Genomic DNA, 19,738 nt, shown 5'->3' with positions numbered 1-19,738 from the left:
GACCTTCCGGAACGGTACGGGTACCGTCGGCCCTCGGATCCACTGCAACGTCCAGCGCTGGGTCTGTTGGGGAGTGAGGTGCACACGATGCCGTGGTGGTCATGGCGCCCGGGATCCGCTGAGGGCAACGAGCAGACGGACACCGGAGGTGAGGTGGCGTTGCAGAGCACCGGCACTGTCCGTGTCGGAGTCCCGGCTCAGCGCGAGCCGAGTCGCTCCGGGGTCGCGTCGCCCGGCGTTCCATCCGAACTGTCCACGACCGGATCGTCCGATCTGGTCCTGCCGGTGCAACTCGCACGTGTCGGTAAGGCACTCGACCTGCTCGACATCCGGTTCCTGGCCGACGGCGGCGGCAGCCTCCTGGCCATGTGGGAACGGCACGCGGTGCTGTTCACCCTGGAAGGGCCGGACGACGAGATCCTGGTGATGCGGGCCCGGCCACACGCGACGGTCCCGCCGGACTGGGCGGACCGGGCGTACCGGGTGGTCAATGAGTGGAACCACACGCGACGTTTCTGCAAGGCCTACGTGGGTGACCCCACCGAGCGGGGCCAGCTCCCGATCTACGCCGAACTGCAGGTCCCCCTCGCCGCCGGCGTCCACGACACCCTCCTCGTCGAACTGCTCGACTGCGGTGCGGCCGTCGCGACCTCGTTCGTGGACTGGCTCCACGACGAAGGGGCCCTGCTCTGACGCTCTACCGCAGCGGGAACATCCCGAGGCGGCCGTGGAACTCGCGGCCCAACTGGTCGGTGTCGGAGCCGACGAGCAGGCCGTTCGCGGTGGTCAGGAAGGTGCGGACACCGACACCGCGGGACCGGGTCGGGTTCCACTCCAGGGCCTTGCCGGTGTTCGGGTTCACCGCGCCGATACCGGGCCGGGAGACCGCACCCGGGCCGGGGCCGTTGCCGTCGGTACCGTACGGGTTGTCGAACCACCGCTGGTGCCCGCCGAGGTAGACGGCCGGCCCGGTGATCGCCACCGCGTACAGGGAGTCCCCGCCGGTCCGCTGCACCCACGTCGGTTCCTGCGCCCCGCTACCGCGGGTCTCGAACCGGGCCGCCGCGTCGCACAGCTTCTGCGCCGACGAGGCCCGCCCGGTCGCCGCCACCACGATGTAGGAGCCGTCCGGGGAGAACTTCACCTGGCGCAGGTAGGTGTCGAAGCCCTTCATGCAGGTCGGCTTGAAGGCGTCGGTGTACCAGTTGCTCAGCACCGCCCTCGGGCCGCTGGTGTCGAAGAGCGCGATCTGGGTGCGGTCCGCGCCCCCGGACTTCAGGAAGGCGCCGACGGCGATCAGTTTCCGCCCGTCGGGGGAGACGTCGAAGTGCTCGACCCGGGTCCGTTTGAGGCCCGGTCCGGCGAGCCGGGCGTCGAACGCCGGGTCCACCGCGCCGGTGTAGGCGTCGAGACGGGCCAGCCCGACCCGCTGCACCCCGCTGATCGCCGAGAAGGTGCCGCCGGCGTAGACCTTCTCGCCCCGGCTGACCAGGGCCCGCACGTCACCCCAGTTGACCTTGGCGGCGAACCCCGGGTACCGGCCGCCGTCCAGCAGCGACACCCGGGTCAGCCCGCGCTGATCGTTGCCGTTGACGGTCTTGAACGCGCCGCCCATGTAGATCGAGTGGTCCGGCCCGGGCGCCAGCGCGTAGACCGCGCCGTCCACCTCCGGGGCGAACGTCCGGATCCGGCCGTCCTGCAGACCGAAGGCGAAGATGTTCTTGCGGGCGTACGTCGTCCGCCGGGTGCTGTCGGCGACCTTGGTGAAGGCCCCGCCCACCACGACGGTGTCGCCGACCAGCGCCAGCGACCACACCGTGCCGTCGAGCACGTGCGGTGTCCAGTCCACCGGATCGGCGGAGACCACCGTCGGGTGCGAGATGTCAGCCGCCGCCGGTGTCACGGCCAGCGCCGGAACGGCTAAGGCCGCGACGGCGGCGACAGCGAGCAGACGACGGTGCATACGGAGGCTCCCCGGAGATCGTGAGTGACAATCCGATCAACGAGCCACCAGCCGGGCCGACACTGTTACAGCGTGGGCTCCGCCGGGTCCATCCGGTTCACCATGAAGAACGCCGCACGCTCCAGATAATCCCAGAGAGTCGTCCGCTGCTGCTCCGGCAGACCGAGCGAGTCGACCGCCACCCGCATGTGCAGCAGCCAGGCGTCCCGTGCGGGCACGTCGACCACGAACGGCGCGTGCCGCATCCGCAGCCGTGGATGGCCGCGGTTGTCGGAATACGTCGACGGGCCGCCCCAGTACTGCATCAGGAAGAGGGTGAGCCGGTCGGCGGCCGGGCCCAGATCCTCCTCGGGATACATCGGCCGCAGCAGTGGGTCCTCCGCCACGCCCTCGTAGAACTTGTCGACGAGGCGCCGGAAGGTGGGCTCGCCGCCCACCGCGTCGTAGAAGGAGGGTGCCGTCACCGGTCCCACTTTATGCCTTGCCGCTCGACTGCTCGTCGGCCGGCGGCGGGGTGACCTCCGGGCCACCCATCCAGGCCGGCGGCACCGCGCTGCGCGGCGCCATCCGGGACGCCGCGATCCGCTCGGACAGACCGGAGGTCTCCAGCGACTCGGTCAGCGCCCGGCGCAGGTCACGCTGGATGGAGACCTGACTGTCGGCGGTGGTCTTGGCGATGGTCCGGATCACCGCGCCCTCGACGGTGAGCTGTTCCACGCCGAGCACGTCCGGCGGCTCCAGGAAACCCGACTCGTGGTCCGGGTCGTGGGCGACGACCTCGGCCGCGCGCTTCAGCACCGCGATCGCCTCCTCCGAGCTGACGAAGCCGATCGGGATGTCCACCACCACCATGGCCCAGCCCTGGCTCTTGTTGCCGACCCGGACGATCTCACCGTTGCGGATGTACCACAGCACACCGCGGGCGTCGCGGACCGTGGTGATCCGCAGGCCGACACTCTCCACCACACCGGTGGCCTCGCCCAGGTCGACCGTGTCGCCGACCCCGTACTGGTCCTCCAGCAGCATGAACAGGCCCGCGATCAGGTCCTTGACCAGGCTCTGCGCGCCGAAACCGAGGGCCACACCGACGATGCCGGCGCTGGCCAGCAGCGGGGCCAGGTTGAAGCCCAGCTCACCCATCACCAGTAGCGCGGCCATCGTGAAGATCACCGCGCTGACGAAGCTGCGCAGCACCGACGCGATCGCCTCGGCCCGCTGGCGCCGCCGCTCGGGGATGAACGTCCCCTCCTCGGCGGTGACCGTCACCTTCTCCTTCAGCGGCTTCAGCAGTGCCGGCATCGAGGCCCGGGAACTGGTCGTCGCCAGCCGGGAGATGGCCCGGTGCACCAGCCAGCGGAGCAGCATCGCGATCACGATGATCGCGACTATCCGCAGCGGCTTGATCACGATGACGTAACTGCTGGTGGCGAACCACTGGCTGCCCGTCCACTGGAACAGCTGCGTGCAGAGGGAGTCGTTTACGCAGTCCGGCGTCTGATAGACCTCGACAGAGGTGGACGGAGTCGGTGTGGCGGCGGCGGCTAGGAACACGGGAACAGAAGCTACCGGTTCGAGCTGGGTGAAGACCTCAGACGTTTACCACCCGGCCACAGATTGTGCTGGCAATCGGGTCATTCATCAGGGACTATTGGCTCACGGGACTTCTTCGAGGAGGCCCACATCACACACGCATGGGCTACGGGAGCGGTAAGAAGCAACAGACACCGGAAGGGTGATCGCGATGCCTGACATACGACCCACGGTTGGCTCTTCCGCGTTAGTCCTGAACGCTACCTACGAGCCGCTGTGCGTCGTGTCGGTGCGCCGGGCGACCATCCTCGTCCTGACCGCCAAGGCGGAGTGTGTCTCCGACGGGGACGGCATTCTGCACAGTGCCCACCAAGACCTCCCGATCCCCTCTGTGGTTCGTCTCACGCGGTATGTGAAGGTGCCCTACCGCACACACGTCGGTCTTTCCCGCCGGGCCATCTTCGCCCGTGACGGCGGCCGCTGCGCCTACTGCCGCGGCTCCGCCGAGACCATCGACCACGTCTTCCCGAAAAGCCGCGGCGGCCTGCACGCCTGGGACAACGTGGTGGCCGCTTGCGCCAGGTGCAACCACAGCAAGGGTGACAAGACCCCGGCCGAGCTCGGCTGGCGGCTGCACGCCGCGCCGGCCGCCCCGCGTGGTGTGGCCTGGCGGGTCCTCGGCCACCGCACCCCCGACCCCCGGTGGATGGACTGGCTGGACCTGCCGTCCGCCGTCGCGGTGGAGGCCGCCTGACTCACCTGGGACCGAGGTTCAGACCGAGGAGACCAGCGAGGCGAAGACGACGATGTTGTCCTCGTAACCCTCGTCGCCGCCCAGCCACTTCCCGCCGCACGTCATCAGCCGCAGCGACGGCCGCGTGTAGTCACCGTAGACCCGTTGGGCCGGCAGCCGGCTCTTGTCGAACGTCTCCACCGAGTTGACCTCGAAGACCGCCAGCGTCCCGTCCTCCCGGGCGACCTTGATCTCCTGGCCGGGTCTCAGTTCGCCGAGCCGGTGGAAGACCGACGGCCCGGTCCGGGTGTCCGCGTGGCCCACGATCAGCGCCGGCCCGAACTGACCCGGAGTCGGCCCGCCGTCGAACCAGCCGGCCTCGTTGTGCCGTTTCAGCGGTGGCACGTCCACCGACCCGTCCCCGGCCAGGCCGACGTCCAGGATCGGCGCGGACACCCGGATCGCCGGGATCTCCAGCCGCTGTGGCCGGCTCGGGTCGAGCACCGGGAACGCCCGCGGCGGCGGCTTGTCCGGCCCGCTGAACAGGCCGCCGAGGTCGAAGCCGGTCGCGAAACCGAGTCCCAGACTGAACGCGAACAGGCCCAGGAAGACCAGCACGAACGCGATGATCCCGACGACGCCGCCGCGCTTGCCCCGGACCGGCTGGGGTTTCGGCGCCCGCCGGGGCAGCGGGATCCGGAACGACGGCCGGCCCGGCAACGACCGGGGTGTCGGCAGCGGCCCGGTGATCAGCCCCGGCGGCGGTGCCACGATCACCTGGGCGGGACGTTTCTGCGCGACCGCCTCCGGCACCCGCGGGTTCTTCCCTGTTCCGGTCATGCCGCCCCCTCAGCCGGTTCGCCGGCGCAACGACACGGCACCGAGCACCAGCCCGGCCAGGACGGCGGCCAGACCGCCACTGATCAGCAGCGGACCGGCGGCGCCCGGTGCGGTCCCGCCGCCGCCGGTGGCCGGGCCACGGCTCGGTTCGACCTTCGCCACCACGTGCAGGGTGCCCTTGGCGGTGTCACCGTCCGGGCACCGCAGGACGACCGGATAGTCGCCGGCGTCGGTGCCGGGCGGTATTCGTACCGTCGCGGTCAGGAACCCGAACTCGGGGGCGACGGTGACCGTGCCGATCGGATCGCCCGTCACCGTGCCCGCCTTGAGGTTGTCGTCGCACGACGCGCGCAGCGCGATCTCGTCGCCGGCCCGGACCGTGCTGGGGTTGATCTCGACGAAGACGGCCGCGGCCGAGGCCGGAGAAACGCCCGAAAGGGCGGCGAACAGGCCCGCGAGGACGGCCGGGACGAACATGCGCATGGGTTCCCCCTTCTGCCGTTCGCGACGGAAAGTACGCGGACGGCGCGTGAGGGTGATTTTCGCACCCACACGCACAATCCGCGTAGATCCCGACGGCGTGAGACCCCGGTTCGAGACCCGACGGTCCGGGACGACAGGCGCTCCGCTACGGTGATTGATGTTCGGAATAAGTAGGGTCACCGTGCGCCTGGGGGCGTTCAGTTGTCAGTAATCAGCACCTTTCTGGTCTTTTTGATCATTCCGGCCGCGATCATCGGAACCGTGGCGACATTCGTGTTCGCCGGCTCCGACCGGTCCAAGCCGTCCCGGCGTTACCGCCCGGGCCGGCCCTTCGACTTCCCGGCGATGTGGTTCACCGCAACGCCGCAGCAGGTCACCCCGGCAGGGGGCGGCCACTCCGGGCTGATCATCGAGGACAGCTCCGGCTCACCCGTCCGCCCCGGTTCCACAGGAGGCGCAAGTGACAGTTGGTGAGGTGACCCCTCTCGAGCAGTCCGCCGAGGGCCCGTTCACGACCCGTCAGCTGCTCCGCCTCGACGAGGCACTCCGGATCGCCGACCAGGCGACCGGGCTGCAGTTCAGCATCTACCTCGGCCCGCTCGAGGAGCCGCTGCGCGAGTCCGCCGAGAAACTGCACGCGCAGACTCGCCAGCCGGAGCGCTCAGTGCTGATGGCCGTCTCGCCGGACCAGCGCAAACTGGAGATCATCACCGGTTCCGAGGCCCGGAAACGGATCACCGACCGGGACGCGAAACTGGCCGGCCTGTCGATGGCCGCCTCCTTCGCCGGCGGTGACCTGGCCGGTGGCCTGATGATCGGGATCGACCAGCTCGCCACGCACGCGGGCCGGCACTGAGTCCTACCGCCAGACGGCGGGATTCACCCGGACCGGGTACGGAACACCCAGCTCGGCCTGCTCCCCGGCCCCGACGTCGCGGCCCGGGAGATAGGCGCCGTCCTCCAGCGTGAAAACCCGCAGGACCGGCCCGGACTCCACCCGCCAGTAACCGGGGATGCCCTCGGCCGCGTAAACGGCCGGTTTGAGCAACCGGTCGTACCGCCGGGTCTCGCCGGACTCCACCTCGACGATCAGTGCCACGTCGCGCGGATCCGCCCAGATCGACCCGGACGAGCGCGGCCGTAACACGGTCACGTCCGGCACCAGACTGCTCGTCTCCAGCGCGACTCCGAGCCGGCTGCACACCCACCACTCCGGCGGCGCCGCGGCCCGCAGGGTGGCGACCACTGCCTCGACCAGGGCGTCGTGCTGCGGCCCGGGTGGCGGGGTGACGTGCAGGCTGCCGTCGACGATCTCGTACCGATGACCGTCCGGAGGGAACAGGTGCAGGTCGGGCCGGGTCCAACGGCCCTCCGGCGCACTCCAGCGGACCGGGGAACCCTGACTCAGCATCGTCACGAGGCCACCTCCGCCGCCAGCGTACTGACCCGGAGTGGCCTTGAAGAGGGTTATCCACACCATGTGAAAGGCCCGCCCCGCGCACCGCGGGACGGGCCTTCGATCACTATCGGTCAGCTCGCGGACTTGTCCTTCGCCCGTGCCTTCAACGCCCGGAGCACGCCGTCCCGGCCCTCGGCGACCAGCCGCCGCAGCGACGCGGGGTTACCGTCGCGGGCCAGCCAGGCGTCGGTGAGCGCCACCGTCTCCTCACTGATCTGGAAGATCGGGTACGCCATGGTGGCGAACTCCTGCGCCGGCTCACTGTCCGACCGGGCCCACACGTCCGCCACGACCTCGAAGAACTTCGCGGCGTACGGCGCGGTCAGCGCCACCTGACGGGTGCTCTGGAACCCGATCAGCAGCGACCGGTTCAGCGAGTTCGGCAGGGCCTGCGGACCGGTCAGATCCGCCCACACCCGCGCCTTGTTCTCCGCCGTCGGCAACAGCGCCCGGGCGATGGCGGCCTCCCGCTCGCCGCTGGCCGTCTTGTCGGCGGCCAGCTCGTCGTCGATCTCGGACTCGACGGCGGCGCCGAGCGCGGCCAGTGCCTGCAACAGCGACCAGCGCAACTCGGTGTCGACGACCAGACCCGCCGGCCGGGTCTCGCCGGTCAGCCAGCCCCGCAGAGTGGCCGCCTGCTCCGGTGTCCGGGCCGCGGTGATGAACGCCCGCGCCCAGGTGAGCTGCCACCCGCTGCCCGGTTCAGCGACCGCCAGCCGGCTCCCGGCCAGGGCGCCGAGCTGCGCCCAGCCCTCCGGCGCCCACTGGGGGTCGGCGAAGCTGGCCAGCGCCGTGCCGGCCTGCCTCAGCGTGGCGGTGGCCAGGTTGATGTCGGTCTCGGCGGGCAGACCGGCGCAGACCAGGGCCACGTAGTCCCGGGCCGCCATCTCGGCGTCCCGCAGCATGTCCCACGCCGCCGCCCAGGACAGCGCCCGCGGCAGCGACGACTCGAACTTACCGATGTGCCGCACCAGCGTGCCCAGCGACCGCTCGTCCAGCCGCAGCTTCGCGTACGTCAGGTCGTCGTCGTTGAGCAGCAGCAGATCCGGAGCCTTGACCCCGGACAGGACGGCCAGCTCGGTACGTTCCCCGGCCACGTCCGCCTCGATCAGCTCACGCCGCACGAGGCGGTCGCCGTCGAGGTCGTACAGGCCGATCGCGATCCGGTGGGTCCGCAGCGTCGGATAGTCCGCCGGTGCCTCCTGCTGCACGACCACGCTCGAGTAGTTCCCGGCGCTGTCGATCTCCACGACCGCCTGCAGCGTGTTGACCTGCGACGTCTCCAGCCACTGCGCGGCGAACTTGCGCAGTTCCCGGCCGGACGCCGTCTCCAGCTCGGTGAGCAGGTCGTCGAAGGTGGCGTTGCCCCACGCGTGCTTGGCGAAGTACGCCCGCAGGCCGGTGAGGAACGGGTCCAGCCCCACGTACGCGACCAGCTGCTTGATCACGCTGGCGCCCTTGGCGTACGTGATGCCGTCGAAGTTGACCTCGACCGCCTCCAGGTCCGGCATCTCGCAGTACACCGGGTGGGTGGAGGAGAGCTGGTCCTGGCGGTAACCCCAGGCCTTGCGGATCGACAGGAACGTCGACCAGGCGTCCCGGAACCGGGTCGCCTCGGTGTTGCACCAGTGACTGGCCCACTCGGCGAACGACTCGTTCAGCCACAGGTCGTTCCACCAGCGCATGGTGACCAGGTCACCGAACCACATGTGCGCGAGCTCGTGCAGGATCGTGTTGGCGCGCTGCTCGTACTCGAAGTCGGTGACCTGCGAGCGGAAGATGTAATGCGCCTCGGCGTGCGTCACACAGCCGAAGTTCTCCATCGCGCCGGCGTTGAAGTCCGGCACCCACAGCTGGTCGTACTTCGGCAGCGGGTACCGGACCCCGAACTTCTCGTGGAAGAAGTCGAAGCCCTGCTTGGTGATCAGGAACAGGTCGTCGGCGTCCAGGTGACGGGCCATCGACGCGCGGCAGAAGACACCCAGCTCGATGCCGTCGTGCGAGTCACGGACCTCGTGGTACGGCCCGGCACAGATCGCCGTGATGTACGTGCTCATCCGTGCCGAGACGGTGAAGTGGACCGTCTTGGCGCCGGAACCGGCCTCCTCCTCGGAGTCCACCGGCATGTTCGAGACGACCTTCCAGTGCCCCGGAACCGTGGCGTGCCAGGTGAACACGCTCTTCAGGTCGGGCTGGTCGAAACACACGTAGGCGCGCTGCGCGTCCGCCGTCTCGAACTGGCTGTAGAGGTAGATCTCGGAATCCACCGGGTCGAGGCTGCGCTGGAGCCCCTGGCCGCTGGCGGAGTACTTGAAGTCGCCGGACACCTCCAGGGTGTTCTCGGCGGCGAGCCCGGACAGCTGCAGACCGTCCTCGGGCGACCAGCCACTGAGGTCCAGCGGGCTTCCGTTCAGCGTCGCGGAGTGGATCTTCGCGGCGGCGGCCTCGACGAACGTCGACGCTCCCGGCTCGGAACATCGGAAGCTGATCACTGTGGTGGACCGGAACGTGTCGGAACCGGGATTACCGTGCCCGTCGGTCAGATCGAGGGTGATGTCGTACCCGGTCACCTCGAGCAATCGACCACGCTCCGCGGCCTCCACCTGGGTCAGGTTGTGAACACCGGCCACGTGCACTCTCCTTCGAGCTGACTGCGTTTTCCCGAAGCCTATGCGGACACGGCGACGTAACTCACCCCGACCGGTCGCTGGAAAGGGGGATCATCGAAGAATGACTCAACGTGCCACCGTCGACATGTGGTTCGACCCACTGTGCCCGTGGGCTTGGATGACCTCCCGCTGGTTGCTGGAGGTGGAGAAGGTCCGCCCGCTGGACGTCCGTTTCAACGTCATGAGTCTCTCGGTCCTGAACGAGGGCCGGGACGAACTTCCCGACAACTACAAAGAAATGCTCGCCAAGGGCTGGGGCCCGGTGCGGGTCTGCATCGCCGCCGCCCAGACCGCCGGCCCGGAGGTCCTGCGCGACCTCTACACCGCTCTCGGTACCCGTATCCACCTGCAGAAATACGACATCGAGGACCCCAAGCTGTACGCCGAGGCCCTGTCCGAGGTCGGTCTCGACCCGGCCCTGGCCGAAGCAGCCGGCACCGACTCCCGTGACGAAGCTCTGCGGGCCAGCCACAACGCCGGCATGAAACCGGTCGGCACCGACGTCGGCACCCCGGTCATCCACGCGCCGGGCCCGAACCCGGGCGAGACCGTCGCCTTCTTCGGCCCGGTCGTCACCCCCGCTCCCAAGGGCGAGGCGGCCGGCAAACTGTGGGACGGCGTCGTGCTCGTCGCCGCCACCCCCGGCTTCTACGAGCTCAAGCGCAGTCGCGACCTGGGCCCGATCTTCGACTGAAACCGTTCAGGTTGCCATTCGGTGGCGGTCATCGGAAAAACCGATGCTCGGCCTCGCATCCGTCGTTGGATGGGGTGACATACACCTCACCCAGCACGGAGGCGGGTAATGCCGGAAAACGAATCGGTCGGATCGAGTATCAGCGTTCAGCGTGGCGTCTGGGCAGATTTGCCCCCTGACGTGGCGATTATGCTCGCTCCTCCGGTGACCGTCACCGCACGACCCGCCGAACGACCGGTGAACCCGTACCGCACGGCCCAGTTGGGCAGGTCACGAGGGAACATGCCGGGTGCCAGGCACCTGACGCACGCCGGGTAAGTTGCCTGCCATGACGGTCGTGCACCCGATCAGCCGGGCCTGGATCACCAACGGAGGTACCGGGGCCCAGAACTACGACGAGTTCGCCGACGACGCCGAAATCACCGACATCATCAAAGCCAACCCGCACAGCGCGCTGGCCGTGGAGATGCCGCACCTCGCGCCCGAGTCGCTCGGGAAGTCCTTCCTCGAATCCCTGCCGGACGCCGTCGTCCGCCTGCAGCGCGATCAGGCCGAGGAGAAGTACCGGCAGGCCGAGCACGTCGTGGTGCTCTACCGGATATCCGCACCGGGTGAGGCACCCGCCTACGGGCTGTGGAGCGCGGTCGAGACCGGGCAGATCTCCACCAGCGCCGACGAACCCGGCCTCGTCATCCGCAACGAGGACGTCTTCATCAGCAAGGTCCGCGAGCGGGTCGCGCTCGCCGAAGCGGTCGGCACCCTGCTCTCCCCGGTCCTGCTGCTGCAGACCGGCCGGGGCGAGGAGTTGCACGCGGCGCTGGCCGAGGCGATCGACGCGGCGGGTGAGCCGGCCGCCACCGACGTGGACGGCTCCGGGCGTACCCACGCGATCTGGCCCGTCGGCCCCGGCGACCAGCAGGAGAGGCTGCTGGCCCTGGCCGGTGGCGGCGAACTGGTGGTCGCCGACGGCAACCACCGCAGCCTGGCCGCCCAGACCGGTGACCTGAAGCGCTTCCTGGCCGTCGTCACCACCCCCGCCTCGGTCTTCATCCAGCCCTACAACCGGCTGGTCAGCGAGCTTCCGGCATCGCTCGACGAGCTTCTGGAGCGACTCCGCGCGGCCGGTGCGACGGTCACCGAGCTGCCGCGCGCCGCGCAACTGCCCCCCAAGGGCACCATCGAGGTGTACGCCGGGGGCCGCACGTTCGCGATCGGGCTCCCGTCCGACCCGGCCGGCAGCTCCGTGGAGAACCTGGACCACGCCCTGGTCGAGCGGATCCTGCTGCGTGACTCGCTCGGCCTCGACCCGGGCGACAAGCGGATCTCCTACATCGGCGGGGACTACCCGGTCGAGTGGCTTCGCGGTGAAGTCGACGCCGGCCGCGCCGAACTGGCGATCCTGATCGCCCCGGTCACCGTCGACGACTTCGTCGAAGTGAACCTGGAACGGCTCAAACTGCCACGCAAGAGCACCTGGTTCACCCCGAAAGCCCGGGGCGGCCTGGTCCTGGCCGAAACCGACTGATGCTCCATCCGCAGGTCACGGCCGCCGCCCAGTTGAGGCGGCGGCCGTCTTCGGAGGAACTGACCGCCGATCCGTACCAGCGCCTGCTCGGCGTCCGGGCCGCGATGGAGGAATCGAACGAGGCCGAGACCGGCCCGGCACTACCGCTGCCGGTGGTCGCCGACTTCGACGCCGACGGTGTGCCCTGCCGCCTCTACGCCACCAGAGTGGGCAGCCCGGTCTTCGTCTACCTGCACGGCGGCGGCTGGTGTTACGGCAGCATCGAGACCGTCGACCGGTTCTGCCGCCGGGTTGCTGAACGCTCCGGCTGCGCCGTGATCTCGGTCGGCTACCGGCTCGCCCCGGAACACGTCTTCCCGGCCGCTGTGGACGACGCTGAGACCGTTCTGCGGTACCTGCGTAAATCAGGCAGCACCGAACTCGGTCTGGACCCCTCCCGGCTGGCGATCGGTGGGGACAGCGCCGGCGGCCAGCTCGCCACGGTGACCGCGCGCCGCCAGCGGGACGCGGTCACCCCCCTCGACTACCAGGTGCTGATCTACCCGGCCCTCGACCCGCTCACCTCCGCCGAGTCGTACGACGAAGTGGGGGAGTACGGCCTCGACCGCGCCTCGATGAGACTCGCCTGGGAGACGTTCGTCCCCGACCCGAGAACCCGGCTCACCCCGGACGTGGCGCCGCTCGCGGTGGCCGACCTGTCCGGCATGCCACCCACCCTGCTGATCACCGCCGAGTACGACGCGCTGCGTGACGAGGGCGCCGACTACGCCGACGCCCTGATCACCGCGGGAGTCCCGGTGGTGCACACCCGCTACATGGGCGTGAACCACGGCTTCGCCCGCAAACTGGCCACCATCGACGCCGCACGGGCCGCGGCTGATCAGGTGGCGTCCGCCCTGCGTTCGGCCCTGACCTTCTGAAAGACTTCTGACATGCGTCTCTACCTGGGTTCCGACCACGCCGGCTTCGAGCTGAAGAACCACCTCGTGAACCACCTGGCCAAGCAGGGGCACGATGTGGTGGACGTCGGACCGCACGTCTACGACGCCGAGGACGACTACCCGGCGTTCTGCTTCCACACCGGTGCCAAGGTGGTCGCCGACCCCGGCTCGCTCGGCATCGTCATCGGCGGCTCCGGCAACGGCGAGCAGATCGCCGCGAACAAGGTCCCCGGCGTGCGCTCCGCACTGGTCTGGAAGACCGAGATCGCCGAACTGGCCCGCCAGCACAACGACAGCAACGTGATCGCCATCGGCGCCCGCCAGCACACTCTCGACGAGGCCACCGCCTTCGTCGAGGCGTTCATCAGCACCTCGTTCTCCGGCAACGACCGGCACGCCCGGCGCATCAGCCAGCTCGCCGCGTACGAGGTGGACCGCGAACTGCCCGAACTGCCGAAGGCCGCTCCGACCGCCTGACCGCTCCGACCGCTCCCGTAACAACTCCCGACCGGCCGTCCACCGACGGCCGGTCGTCGTATTTCCGCCGCTTCAGACCACTTTTTCTGGCGGCCAGCCGTAGCTCAGCACTGTTATCCGGAACGCCAGCGCACTCTCGCGCTTGTCCGCGCACTCTCGCTGGTTCAGCGGCGGGGCAGTTCCTCGCGGGGTAGCCAGTTGCGGCGCACGATCGTCAGGCTGCGCTCCGCCTCGGCCAGGTCGTCGTCGGACGGCCGGGAAGCGTCCCGCGCCCGCAGCGCCGCACCCACACTCACCTGCGACGAACCCGACCCCACCAGGCCACGCAGGCCCCGCTCGGAATCCCGGTCGTCGCCGCCTGCCGAACCGTTCGTGCGGCGCGGATGACTCGGCCGCGACGGCCGCGGCGTCTCCGGCTCGGGTGCCACGCCGGCTGGCGGTCCGGGTACCGGCCCGGATCCGGGTACCGGCAGGGCTGTCGGCCCAGGCCCGGGGACCGGCTTGGGCACCGGCACGGACGGTGGTCCGGGTACCGGCACGGATACCGGCCCTGGTCCGGGCGGCACGGATACCGGCCCTGGTCCGGGCGGCACGGATACCGGCCCTGGGACAGGCGGCGGTGTGGGAGTCGGGACGGGCGGCGGTGTGGGTGTGGGTGGCGGTGTGGGGACCGGCGGAGGCGTGGGGACCGGCACTGGTGGTGGTGTGGGGACCGCCGGCAGTGCGGACGGGACCGCCGGAGGATCGGAGGGGACCGCCGACGGCTCGGTGGGGGCTGCCGGAGGTGCGGGTGTGCCGCCAGACGGGGGGCGCACCCGGCGGCGTCGGCGTTCGGGCTGGTCCATGCCGCCGACGTTACCGCCGGGGCGGTCGGCTCAGAACACCTCCGTGGGTGTCGGCTGCCGGTGCCAGCCGAACGCGATGGTCGGATCGTTGCCGGTCAGCTGGCGGATCCGGCCCGCGGCGGCCAGCGCGGCGAACGACGTGGCGCCCAGGTAGACGGACCCCAGTACGGTCACCGAACAGGCCAGATCGGCCGGGTCGTCGGTGCGGGCACAGGACGCGCCGTCCGGGCCGCCGGTGAGCCGCCAGCGGCCGGTGTTCTCCGTGAGGATCGGGTCGGTGACGTCGAGGACCACGTCGACGGCCGTGGCGTACCGGCGGGCCGCTAAAGCCCGGGGCACGTCGACCAGGCGGATGAACAGGGCGTCGGCCAGGCTGGGGCCGAGACGCCGGGGCTCGTCGACCAGGTGGAGCAGGGGTTCGTCGAGGGCGGCGAGCCGGAACGTCACGCTGCGGGCCAGGTCGATGCCGAGCAGGAACCGCCAGAGCGCCTGGTACGTCTCCGGATCGGCGGCGGCCACTTCACGGACCGACACTTCGCCGTTGGGCCCGTGGCTGGTCCAGCCGTGCTTGACCCGCCACACCGCATAACCGGTCGGCCCGTCGGGGCCTTCGTGGACCACCGCGTACCGCTTGGTGGCGCCGTCCCGATGGTCCTTCAGGTCGGCCAGGACGAAATTCCACCATCGCTCGTCGCGGTTGGACCAGCCGACCCGCTCCGGCCGGAGTTGCTCGTAGACCTTGGTGAGGTCGGCGAGATCGGCGATCGGGTCGACCAGTCGCAGACGGCCGGACTGCTCGGTGGGCGGTGCGGGGAGACGTACCTCACGATTCATGATGTTGAGGTGCAGCCGGGAGGCGGCGGGCCCGTAACCGAACCTCGGATAGATCGAGGTCTCGGTGGCCCAGAGAACCGCGAGCGGCTCCCGCCCGGCGTCGGCGATCTCCCGCAGCTGGCGGTGCATCATCCGGGTGAGCAGGCGCTGCCGTCGGTGAGTGGGCAGCACCCCCACCCCGGACACGTGGGCGGCCGGCACGATCGCCCCGGGCACCGTCAGATCACGGGTGAACGCGACGGTGTGCCCCACCACCTGACCCGCGTCGTCGGCGACCAGGGAACGGTCAGCCTCGAAGATCCCCGCCTCCAGCTCCTTCAACTCGCCGGAGTAGTCCTCATGGAATACCGTGCCGAGCAGATCGCAGATCGCTGGGAAGTCCTCGGCACTGCCGGGGCGGAGTCGAATCTCTTCCTTCATGGTTTGTGTGTAACGGACTGCGTGTGCTGCGGCGACCGATTTGTTGGCTCGCTACGCTCGAAGAGCCGTCGGTCGCCGACCGCACATTGAAAGGGGAACCATGCCGGAGCAACCGCAGTGGTCCGAGCGGACGCTCGACATGCCGCCGCAAGACCCGTGGTCCGACCAGCCGACCACGAACGTGGCCCCGGACGCGGCGCCGCAATCGCCCGCGCCCACCACACCGGGGCCCGGCCCCGCGGCGCCGCAGCAGCAGGAACAGCCCGACCAGTCCCCGTTCAGCAGGGGCCGGGCCCGGGTCACGCAGCGCACTCAGCAGTTCACCGGGCAGTTCACCAGTCAGCACGAGCCGACCGGCACCGGCTGGCCCGACGACGGGCACCGGGAGCCGCCGCGCAGCCTGAGCGCGCAGATCCGCGACCTGCGCCTGGGCGGCGAGTGGAGCAGCGCTGCGGGACTGTTCGCCTTCGTCTGCTGGGGCATCTGGGCGTTGTCGTCGGACGGCGACCTGGTCAGTTCGTTCATCATCTTCGTGGTCACCCTGCTGGTCGCGGTCGGCGTGTTCGCCCTGGCCCGCCTGGTCGGCCGCCTCGTGCTGGAGCAGCGTCTGGGCCGGCGACGGCACACCGCCCGCGGCGCCCACGTGGTCGCCGGGGTGTTCCTGGCCGGTGTCGGGTTCGCCTTCCTCCGCCAGACCGAATGGGTCATGCGGGTCGTCAACTGGGTGACCAGCAGTTTCTAACTGACCGGTTTACCACCGGTGATCCCGAGCACCTCACCGGTGGTGTAACTGGACTCGTGGCTCGCGAAGTAGACGTAGGCGGAGGCCAGTTCGGCGGGCTGCCCGGCGCGCCCGATCGGAGTGTCGCCACCGAAGGACTTCACCTTCTTCTCGGTCATGGTGGCCGGGATCAGTGGGGTCCAGATCGGGCCGGGCGCCACCGCGTTGACCCGGACACCCTGCCCGGCCAGGTCCTCGGCGAGCGCCTTGGTGAACGCGACGATCCCGCCCTTGGTGGTGGCGTAGTCGAGCAGGGCGCTGGACGACTGGTAGGCCTGGATCGACGCGGTGTTGATGATCGCCGCCCCCGGCTCGAGGTGCGGTACGGCGGCCCGGCACAGCCAGAACATCGCGTACAGGTTCGTCTTCATGACCCGGTCGAACTGCTCGTCGGTGATGTCGGTGATCCCACCCGGCTGGGCCATCTGGTAGGCGGCGTTGTTCACCAGGATGTCGATGCCGCCCAGCTCGGTCCGGGCCCGGTCGATGATCCCCCGGCAGTGGGCCTCGTCCCGGATGTCACCCGGAACCTTGACCACCTTGCGGCCAGCCTTCTCGATCCACTGAGCCGTGTCGGCGGCGTCGGACTCCTCCTCCGGAAGGTAGGAGATCAGCACGTCGGCACCCTCCCGTGCGTACGCGATGGCCACCGCACGCCCGATCCCGGAGTCACCGCCGGTGATCACCGCTCGCCGCCCGGTCAGCCGCCCACTTCCCCGGTAGCTCTCCTCGCCGTGATCCGGCCGGTCCGGCATGGCCGACGTCAGACCCGGCGGCTGCTGATCGCCACCGTCGAGTGCGGGCTTGGGGTACAGGTCCACGGGGTTCTTCACGTCATCGCCTCCTGGTCGGGGAACGGTTATGACCTGCGGATTCCCCGACCAGGCGCCGCTAACCCGATCCGGCCGGTTCGGAGACGTGCGCGTGGACGATCCGCCAGCCCTCGGGCAGCCGCACCCAGGTCTGTGACTGACGGCCCAGCACCGCACTGCCGGGATAGCCGAACAGGGTGGTGACGACGGCTGTGCTCCGGCCGTACCCGCTGATCGTGGTGTCCTTGAGACGGCGACCCGGCGGCAGACCGCCCTGCGTCTCCCGCCACCGCCGCTGCTCCTCGACGCCGGCCTGCTGGTCGGCGATCCCGAACCGGATCGCCCCGGCCGCGAAGAATCCGATGATCATGTCGACGTCGTCGGTGACCAGCGCCCGTTCGTAAGCCTCGAACGCCTCGCTGACCTCGGCGATCACGTCCGGAAGATCCCTTTCCACGAATGTCCTCCCCGCTATCGGGCCGCGGCCGGCTCGGTGGCGGGCTGCGCGGACTCGTCCGGCTCGGTCTCGTCCGGTCCGGGCACCCGCGGCGTGGGCCTGCCGAGAGCGAAGACGACGCAGACCAGAGTCAGGAACAGGTATCCGAGCGCGACCTGGCCGTCCGCGTTGAACTGGACCTTCTCCGCGTGGATCAGTCCCACGAAGGTGAGCACCGCGCCCGCGCCGGAGAAGACCGCGGCGTGCCAGAACCGTTTGTCGATGATGAACGCGACGATCGCGCCGAGCACCAGACCGGCCAGGATCGCACCCTCACCGAGCGTCTTCAGACCGTCGTAGACCACGCCCGCCCCGGCCAGCGCCTCCGTCCCGACCTGCGCCGCCGTCGTCCCGGCCGCGGCCAGCGCGTTGTCCATCTGCCCGGTCGCCCACGCGGCGATGTTCGGGATCAGCGCGGCCACCACCGCGGCGGCGTGCGCCCGTGGGGTCGCCTGGAACGCCTGTGCGCCGATCAGCAGACCGATGTAGAGCAGGATCGGCACGATCGCCGCGGTCGGGAAGATCGCACCGAGCAGTCCGAACAGACCGAAGAAGCAGAGCAGGGCGATCAGCACACCGGTCGCCATCGAATACCCGGTCCGGCCACCCGCGGCCTTCCATCCCGGGTGCCCCACGTAGACCGCCGGCGGGAACGGCGACCCGAGGCAGGAACCGATCACCGCGCCCGCGCCGTCGGCCAGCAGCACACTGCGCAGGTTGTACCGGTCGCCGGCGGTGGCGGCGCTCTCCACGTTGGTCATCGCCTCGGTGAAGTTGTAGACACCTAGCGGGATCGCCGTGGCCAGCAGCGGGGCCATGTCCCGCAGGCCGTCGAGCAGCAGGCCGAACTCCAGGTGCGGGAACGCGAACGCGATGTCCCGCGCCGCACCCGTCACGTCCGGCACCGACATGGCGCCGCCGATCCAGCCGATCGCCGTGCCGACCAGCAGCGCGGCCAGGCCGATCGGGAAGTTGAACGGCAGTTTCACGTCGGTGAGCAGGCCGATCAGCAGCAGTCCGAGGACCGGCAGGGCGATCCACGCGTAGTTCCACATGTTGCCGGCCGGGTTCATCGAGATGAAGGTGATCGAGATGCCGGCCAGGGTGCCGAGCAGGGCCGCCCGGGGCGTGTACTTCCGGATGTACGGGCCGACGAACGCGCCGATCAGCACGATCACCCCGATGATGAACGCCCAGGCGATCCCGGCCGTCCACGCGGCCATCGGATCCTTCGTGGTCAGGTAGATCGGCAGCATGATCACGAAGATGACGATGAACATGTGCGGGACGCTCGGACCGTACGGCAGGGCCGTCACGTCGGTGCGGTTCTCCCGCGCGGCCAGTCGCCGGGCCAGGAAGGTGTAGTAGACGTTGCCGGCCACCAGCGCGACACCCAGCGCCGGAAGGATCACGCCGAAGACGTCACCGGCCGGCATCTGGATCACGCCGAGACAGAGCCCGGTCAGGGTGAGCACGTTGACCAGGACGTTGACGCCGAAGCCGAAGAAGGCGTTCGTGTCGCCCCGGACCCAGTAGGGGAGTTTGGCCGCGGGCGCGGCTGTGACGGTGGTCATCTGTCTACTCCTTCAGCGCGGCGATCACAGCGGGGGACTCCGCGACCCAGCCGAAGATGCCGCCCTGCGCGGCGATCATCTGGAGGCCGACTCGCTGGAACTCGGGGAAGTAGGAGCCGACACAGTCGGCCAGGACCAGGCACTCGTAGCCGCGGTCGTTCGCCTCACGGACCGTCGTGTGCACACACACCTCGGTCGTGACCCCCGTGACGACCAGGCTCTTGATACCGCCGTCGTCCAGGATCCCGGCCAGCTCGGTGGCATGGAACGCGCCCTTGCCGGGCTTGTCGACCACGGTCTCGCCCTCGGCGGGCTGGAGTTCGTCGATGATGTCGTGGCCGTACTCACCGCGGATGAGGATCTTCCCGAAACGGCCCTCCTGCCCGATCATCGGCCCGCGCCGGAGCTTGGCGGGTGGGCAGTCCGACAGATCGGGCAGATGGCCCTCGCGCGTGTGGATGATCGGCAGACCGGCGGCACGCCAGGCGGCCATCAGCGCCGCCAGCGGCTCGATGGTCCGCCGTAACTGGGCGACATCGTTGCCGAGCGACTCGCCGAAGCCGCCCGGAAGGAGGAAATCCCGCTGCATGTCGATGACCAGCAGCGCCGTCTCGGCCGGCTGGAAGGTGAAGGGGCCGGGTTGAGCGTCGACAGTAGGCATT

22 protein-coding genes are annotated in these 19,738 nt (G+C 69.8%); 9 read left to right on the top strand and 13 right to left on the bottom strand.

Going from position 1 to position 19,738, the window contains the following annotated elements; all coding sequences use genetic code 11:
• Nucleotides 1-87: 87 nt before the first annotated feature.
• Complete coding sequence (locus BLU81_RS27620; RefSeq protein WP_092547494.1) at nt 88-693, top strand: type III secretion system chaperone family protein; 606 nt, start codon at nt 88-90, stop codon at nt 691-693.
• Nucleotides 694-697: 4 nt separating this feature from the next.
• On the opposite strand, the gene BLU81_RS27615 is transcribed toward BLU81_RS27620, so the two are convergent.
• The 3 genes from BLU81_RS27615 to BLU81_RS27605 form a co-directional block, all read right to left on the bottom strand.
• Nucleotides 698-1,963 (bottom strand): delta-60 repeat domain-containing protein, encoded by a 1,266-nt coding sequence (locus tag BLU81_RS27615; RefSeq protein WP_092547493.1) that lies wholly within the window; start codon nt 1,961-1,963, stop codon nt 698-700.
• Between the two features lie 65 nt (nt 1,964-2,028).
• On the bottom strand, nt 2,029-2,436 hold the full coding sequence (locus BLU81_RS27610; RefSeq protein WP_373873337.1) for a globin: 408 nt from the start codon (nt 2,434-2,436) through the stop codon (nt 2,029-2,031).
• Between the two features lies 1 nt (nt 2,437).
• A complete protein-coding gene (locus tag BLU81_RS27605; RefSeq protein WP_092547491.1) occupies nt 2,438-3,514 on the bottom strand; it encodes a mechanosensitive ion channel family protein in 1,077 nt (358 codons plus the stop codon).
• 190 nt (nt 3,515-3,704) lie between these two features.
• Between BLU81_RS27605 and BLU81_RS27600 the strand changes: the two genes are divergently transcribed.
• The gene (locus tag BLU81_RS27600; RefSeq protein WP_092557717.1) at nt 3,705-4,247 is read left to right on the top strand and encodes an HNH endonuclease; all 543 of its coding nucleotides are present in this window, start codon (nt 3,705-3,707) and stop codon (nt 4,245-4,247) included.
• Nucleotides 4,248-4,265: 18 nt separating this feature from the next.
• Here BLU81_RS27600 and BLU81_RS27595 read toward each other — a convergent pair whose 3' ends face one another.
• Together BLU81_RS27595 and BLU81_RS27590 are read right to left on the bottom strand one after the other, a co-directional pair.
• Nucleotides 4,266-5,066, bottom strand: coding sequence for a class F sortase (locus tag BLU81_RS27595; protein WP_092547489.1), 801 nt, complete (start codon nt 5,064-5,066; stop codon nt 4,266-4,268).
• A gap of 9 nt (nt 5,067-5,075) precedes the next feature.
• Nucleotides 5,076-5,549 carry a hypothetical protein gene (locus BLU81_RS27590; RefSeq protein WP_092547487.1) on the bottom strand — a complete coding sequence of 158 codons (474 nt, stop codon included), beginning with the start codon at nt 5,547-5,549 and terminating at the stop codon, nt 5,076-5,078.
• Between the two features lie 261 nt (nt 5,550-5,810).
• Here BLU81_RS27590 and BLU81_RS27585 point away from each other — a divergent pair, with 261 nt between their 5' ends.
• Together BLU81_RS27585 and BLU81_RS27580 are read left to right on the top strand one after the other, a co-directional pair.
• Nucleotides 5,811-6,023: a hypothetical protein gene (locus BLU81_RS27585; RefSeq protein WP_231953540.1), complete on the top strand. Its 213-nt coding sequence runs from the start codon at nt 5,811-5,813 to the stop codon at nt 6,021-6,023.
• A complete protein-coding gene (locus BLU81_RS27580) occupies nt 6,010-6,405 on the top strand; it encodes a DUF5130 family protein (protein ID WP_092547483.1) in 396 nt (131 codons plus the stop codon). Before BLU81_RS27585 ends, BLU81_RS27580 begins: the two co-directional genes overlap by 14 nt.
• A gap of 3 nt (nt 6,406-6,408) precedes the next feature.
• On the opposite strand, the gene BLU81_RS27575 is transcribed toward BLU81_RS27580, so the two are convergent.
• Nucleotides 6,409-6,960 (bottom strand): Uma2 family endonuclease, encoded by a 552-nt coding sequence (locus BLU81_RS27575; RefSeq protein ID WP_092557715.1) that lies wholly within the window; start codon nt 6,958-6,960, stop codon nt 6,409-6,411.
• A 119-nt stretch (nt 6,961-7,079) separates the two neighbouring features.
• A complete protein-coding gene (gene pepN / locus BLU81_RS27570; RefSeq protein WP_092547482.1) occupies nt 7,080-9,638 on the bottom strand; it encodes an aminopeptidase N in 2,559 nt (852 codons plus the stop codon).
• Nucleotides 9,639-9,738: 100 nt separating this feature from the next.
• Between pepN and BLU81_RS27565 the strand changes: the two genes are divergently transcribed.
• The 4 genes from BLU81_RS27565 (at nt 9,739) to BLU81_RS27545 (ending at nt 13,314) form a co-directional block, all read left to right on the top strand.
• Nucleotides 9,739-10,371 (top strand): mycothiol-dependent nitroreductase Rv2466c family protein, encoded by a 633-nt coding sequence (locus BLU81_RS27565; RefSeq protein WP_092547480.1) that lies wholly within the window; start codon nt 9,739-9,741, stop codon nt 10,369-10,371.
• A 328-nt stretch (nt 10,372-10,699) separates the two neighbouring features.
• The gene (locus tag BLU81_RS27555) at nt 10,700-11,896 is read left to right on the top strand and encodes a DUF1015 family protein (RefSeq protein WP_092547477.1); all 1,197 of its coding nucleotides are present in this window, start codon (nt 10,700-10,702) and stop codon (nt 11,894-11,896) included.
• On the top strand, nt 11,896-12,816 hold the full coding sequence (locus BLU81_RS27550; protein WP_092547476.1) for an alpha/beta hydrolase: 921 nt from the start codon (nt 11,896-11,898) through the stop codon (nt 12,814-12,816). Before BLU81_RS27555 ends, BLU81_RS27550 begins: the two co-directional genes overlap by 1 nt.
• Before the next feature lie 12 nt (nt 12,817-12,828).
• Nucleotides 12,829-13,314 (top strand): ribose-5-phosphate isomerase, encoded by a 486-nt coding sequence (locus BLU81_RS27545; protein WP_092547475.1) that lies wholly within the window; start codon nt 12,829-12,831, stop codon nt 13,312-13,314.
• 164 nt (nt 13,315-13,478) lie between these two features.
• Here BLU81_RS27545 and BLU81_RS27540 read toward each other — a convergent pair whose 3' ends face one another.
• The gene (locus BLU81_RS27540) at nt 13,479-13,787 is read right to left on the bottom strand and encodes a hypothetical protein (protein WP_373873339.1); all 309 of its coding nucleotides are present in this window, start codon (nt 13,785-13,787) and stop codon (nt 13,479-13,481) included.
• A 402-nt stretch (nt 13,788-14,189) separates the two neighbouring features.
• Nucleotides 14,190-15,413, bottom strand: a complete 1,224-nt coding sequence (locus tag BLU81_RS27535; RefSeq protein ID WP_092547474.1) for a GNAT family N-acetyltransferase — start codon at nt 15,411-15,413, stop codon at nt 14,190-14,192.
• A 100-nt stretch (nt 15,414-15,513) separates the two neighbouring features.
• Between BLU81_RS27535 and BLU81_RS27530 the strand changes: the two genes are divergently transcribed.
• The gene (locus BLU81_RS27530) at nt 15,514-16,155 is read left to right on the top strand and encodes a DNA-directed RNA polymerase II (RefSeq protein ID WP_092547473.1); all 642 of its coding nucleotides are present in this window, start codon (nt 15,514-15,516) and stop codon (nt 16,153-16,155) included.
• On the opposite strand, the gene BLU81_RS27525 is transcribed toward BLU81_RS27530, so the two are convergent.
• From BLU81_RS27525 to BLU81_RS27510, 4 genes are all read right to left on the bottom strand, one after another.
• Nucleotides 16,152-16,949, bottom strand: coding sequence for an SDR family oxidoreductase (locus tag BLU81_RS27525; protein WP_172890841.1), 798 nt, complete (start codon nt 16,947-16,949; stop codon nt 16,152-16,154). The genes BLU81_RS27530 and BLU81_RS27525 overlap by 4 nt on opposite strands.
• Before the next feature lie 136 nt (nt 16,950-17,085).
• Nucleotides 17,086-17,463, bottom strand: a complete 378-nt coding sequence (locus BLU81_RS27520; protein ID WP_092547465.1) for an AtzH-like domain-containing protein — start codon at nt 17,461-17,463, stop codon at nt 17,086-17,088.
• 14 nt (nt 17,464-17,477) lie between these two features.
• Complete coding sequence (locus BLU81_RS27515; protein ID WP_092547464.1) at nt 17,478-19,076, bottom strand: SulP family inorganic anion transporter; 1,599 nt, start codon at nt 19,074-19,076, stop codon at nt 17,478-17,480.
• Between the two features lie 4 nt (nt 19,077-19,080).
• The gene (locus BLU81_RS27510) at nt 19,081-19,737 is read right to left on the bottom strand and encodes a cysteine hydrolase family protein (protein WP_092547463.1); all 657 of its coding nucleotides are present in this window, start codon (nt 19,735-19,737) and stop codon (nt 19,081-19,083) included.
• Between the last annotated feature and the right edge of the window lies 1 nt (nt 19,738).

Origin of the sequence: Actinoplanes derwentensis (assembly GCF_900104725.1) — a bacterium.
GTDB classification, from domain to species: domain Bacteria; phylum Actinomycetota; class Actinomycetes; order Mycobacteriales; family Micromonosporaceae; genus Actinoplanes; species Actinoplanes derwentensis.
This window is presented reverse-complemented; position numbering and strand designations above follow the sequence as displayed.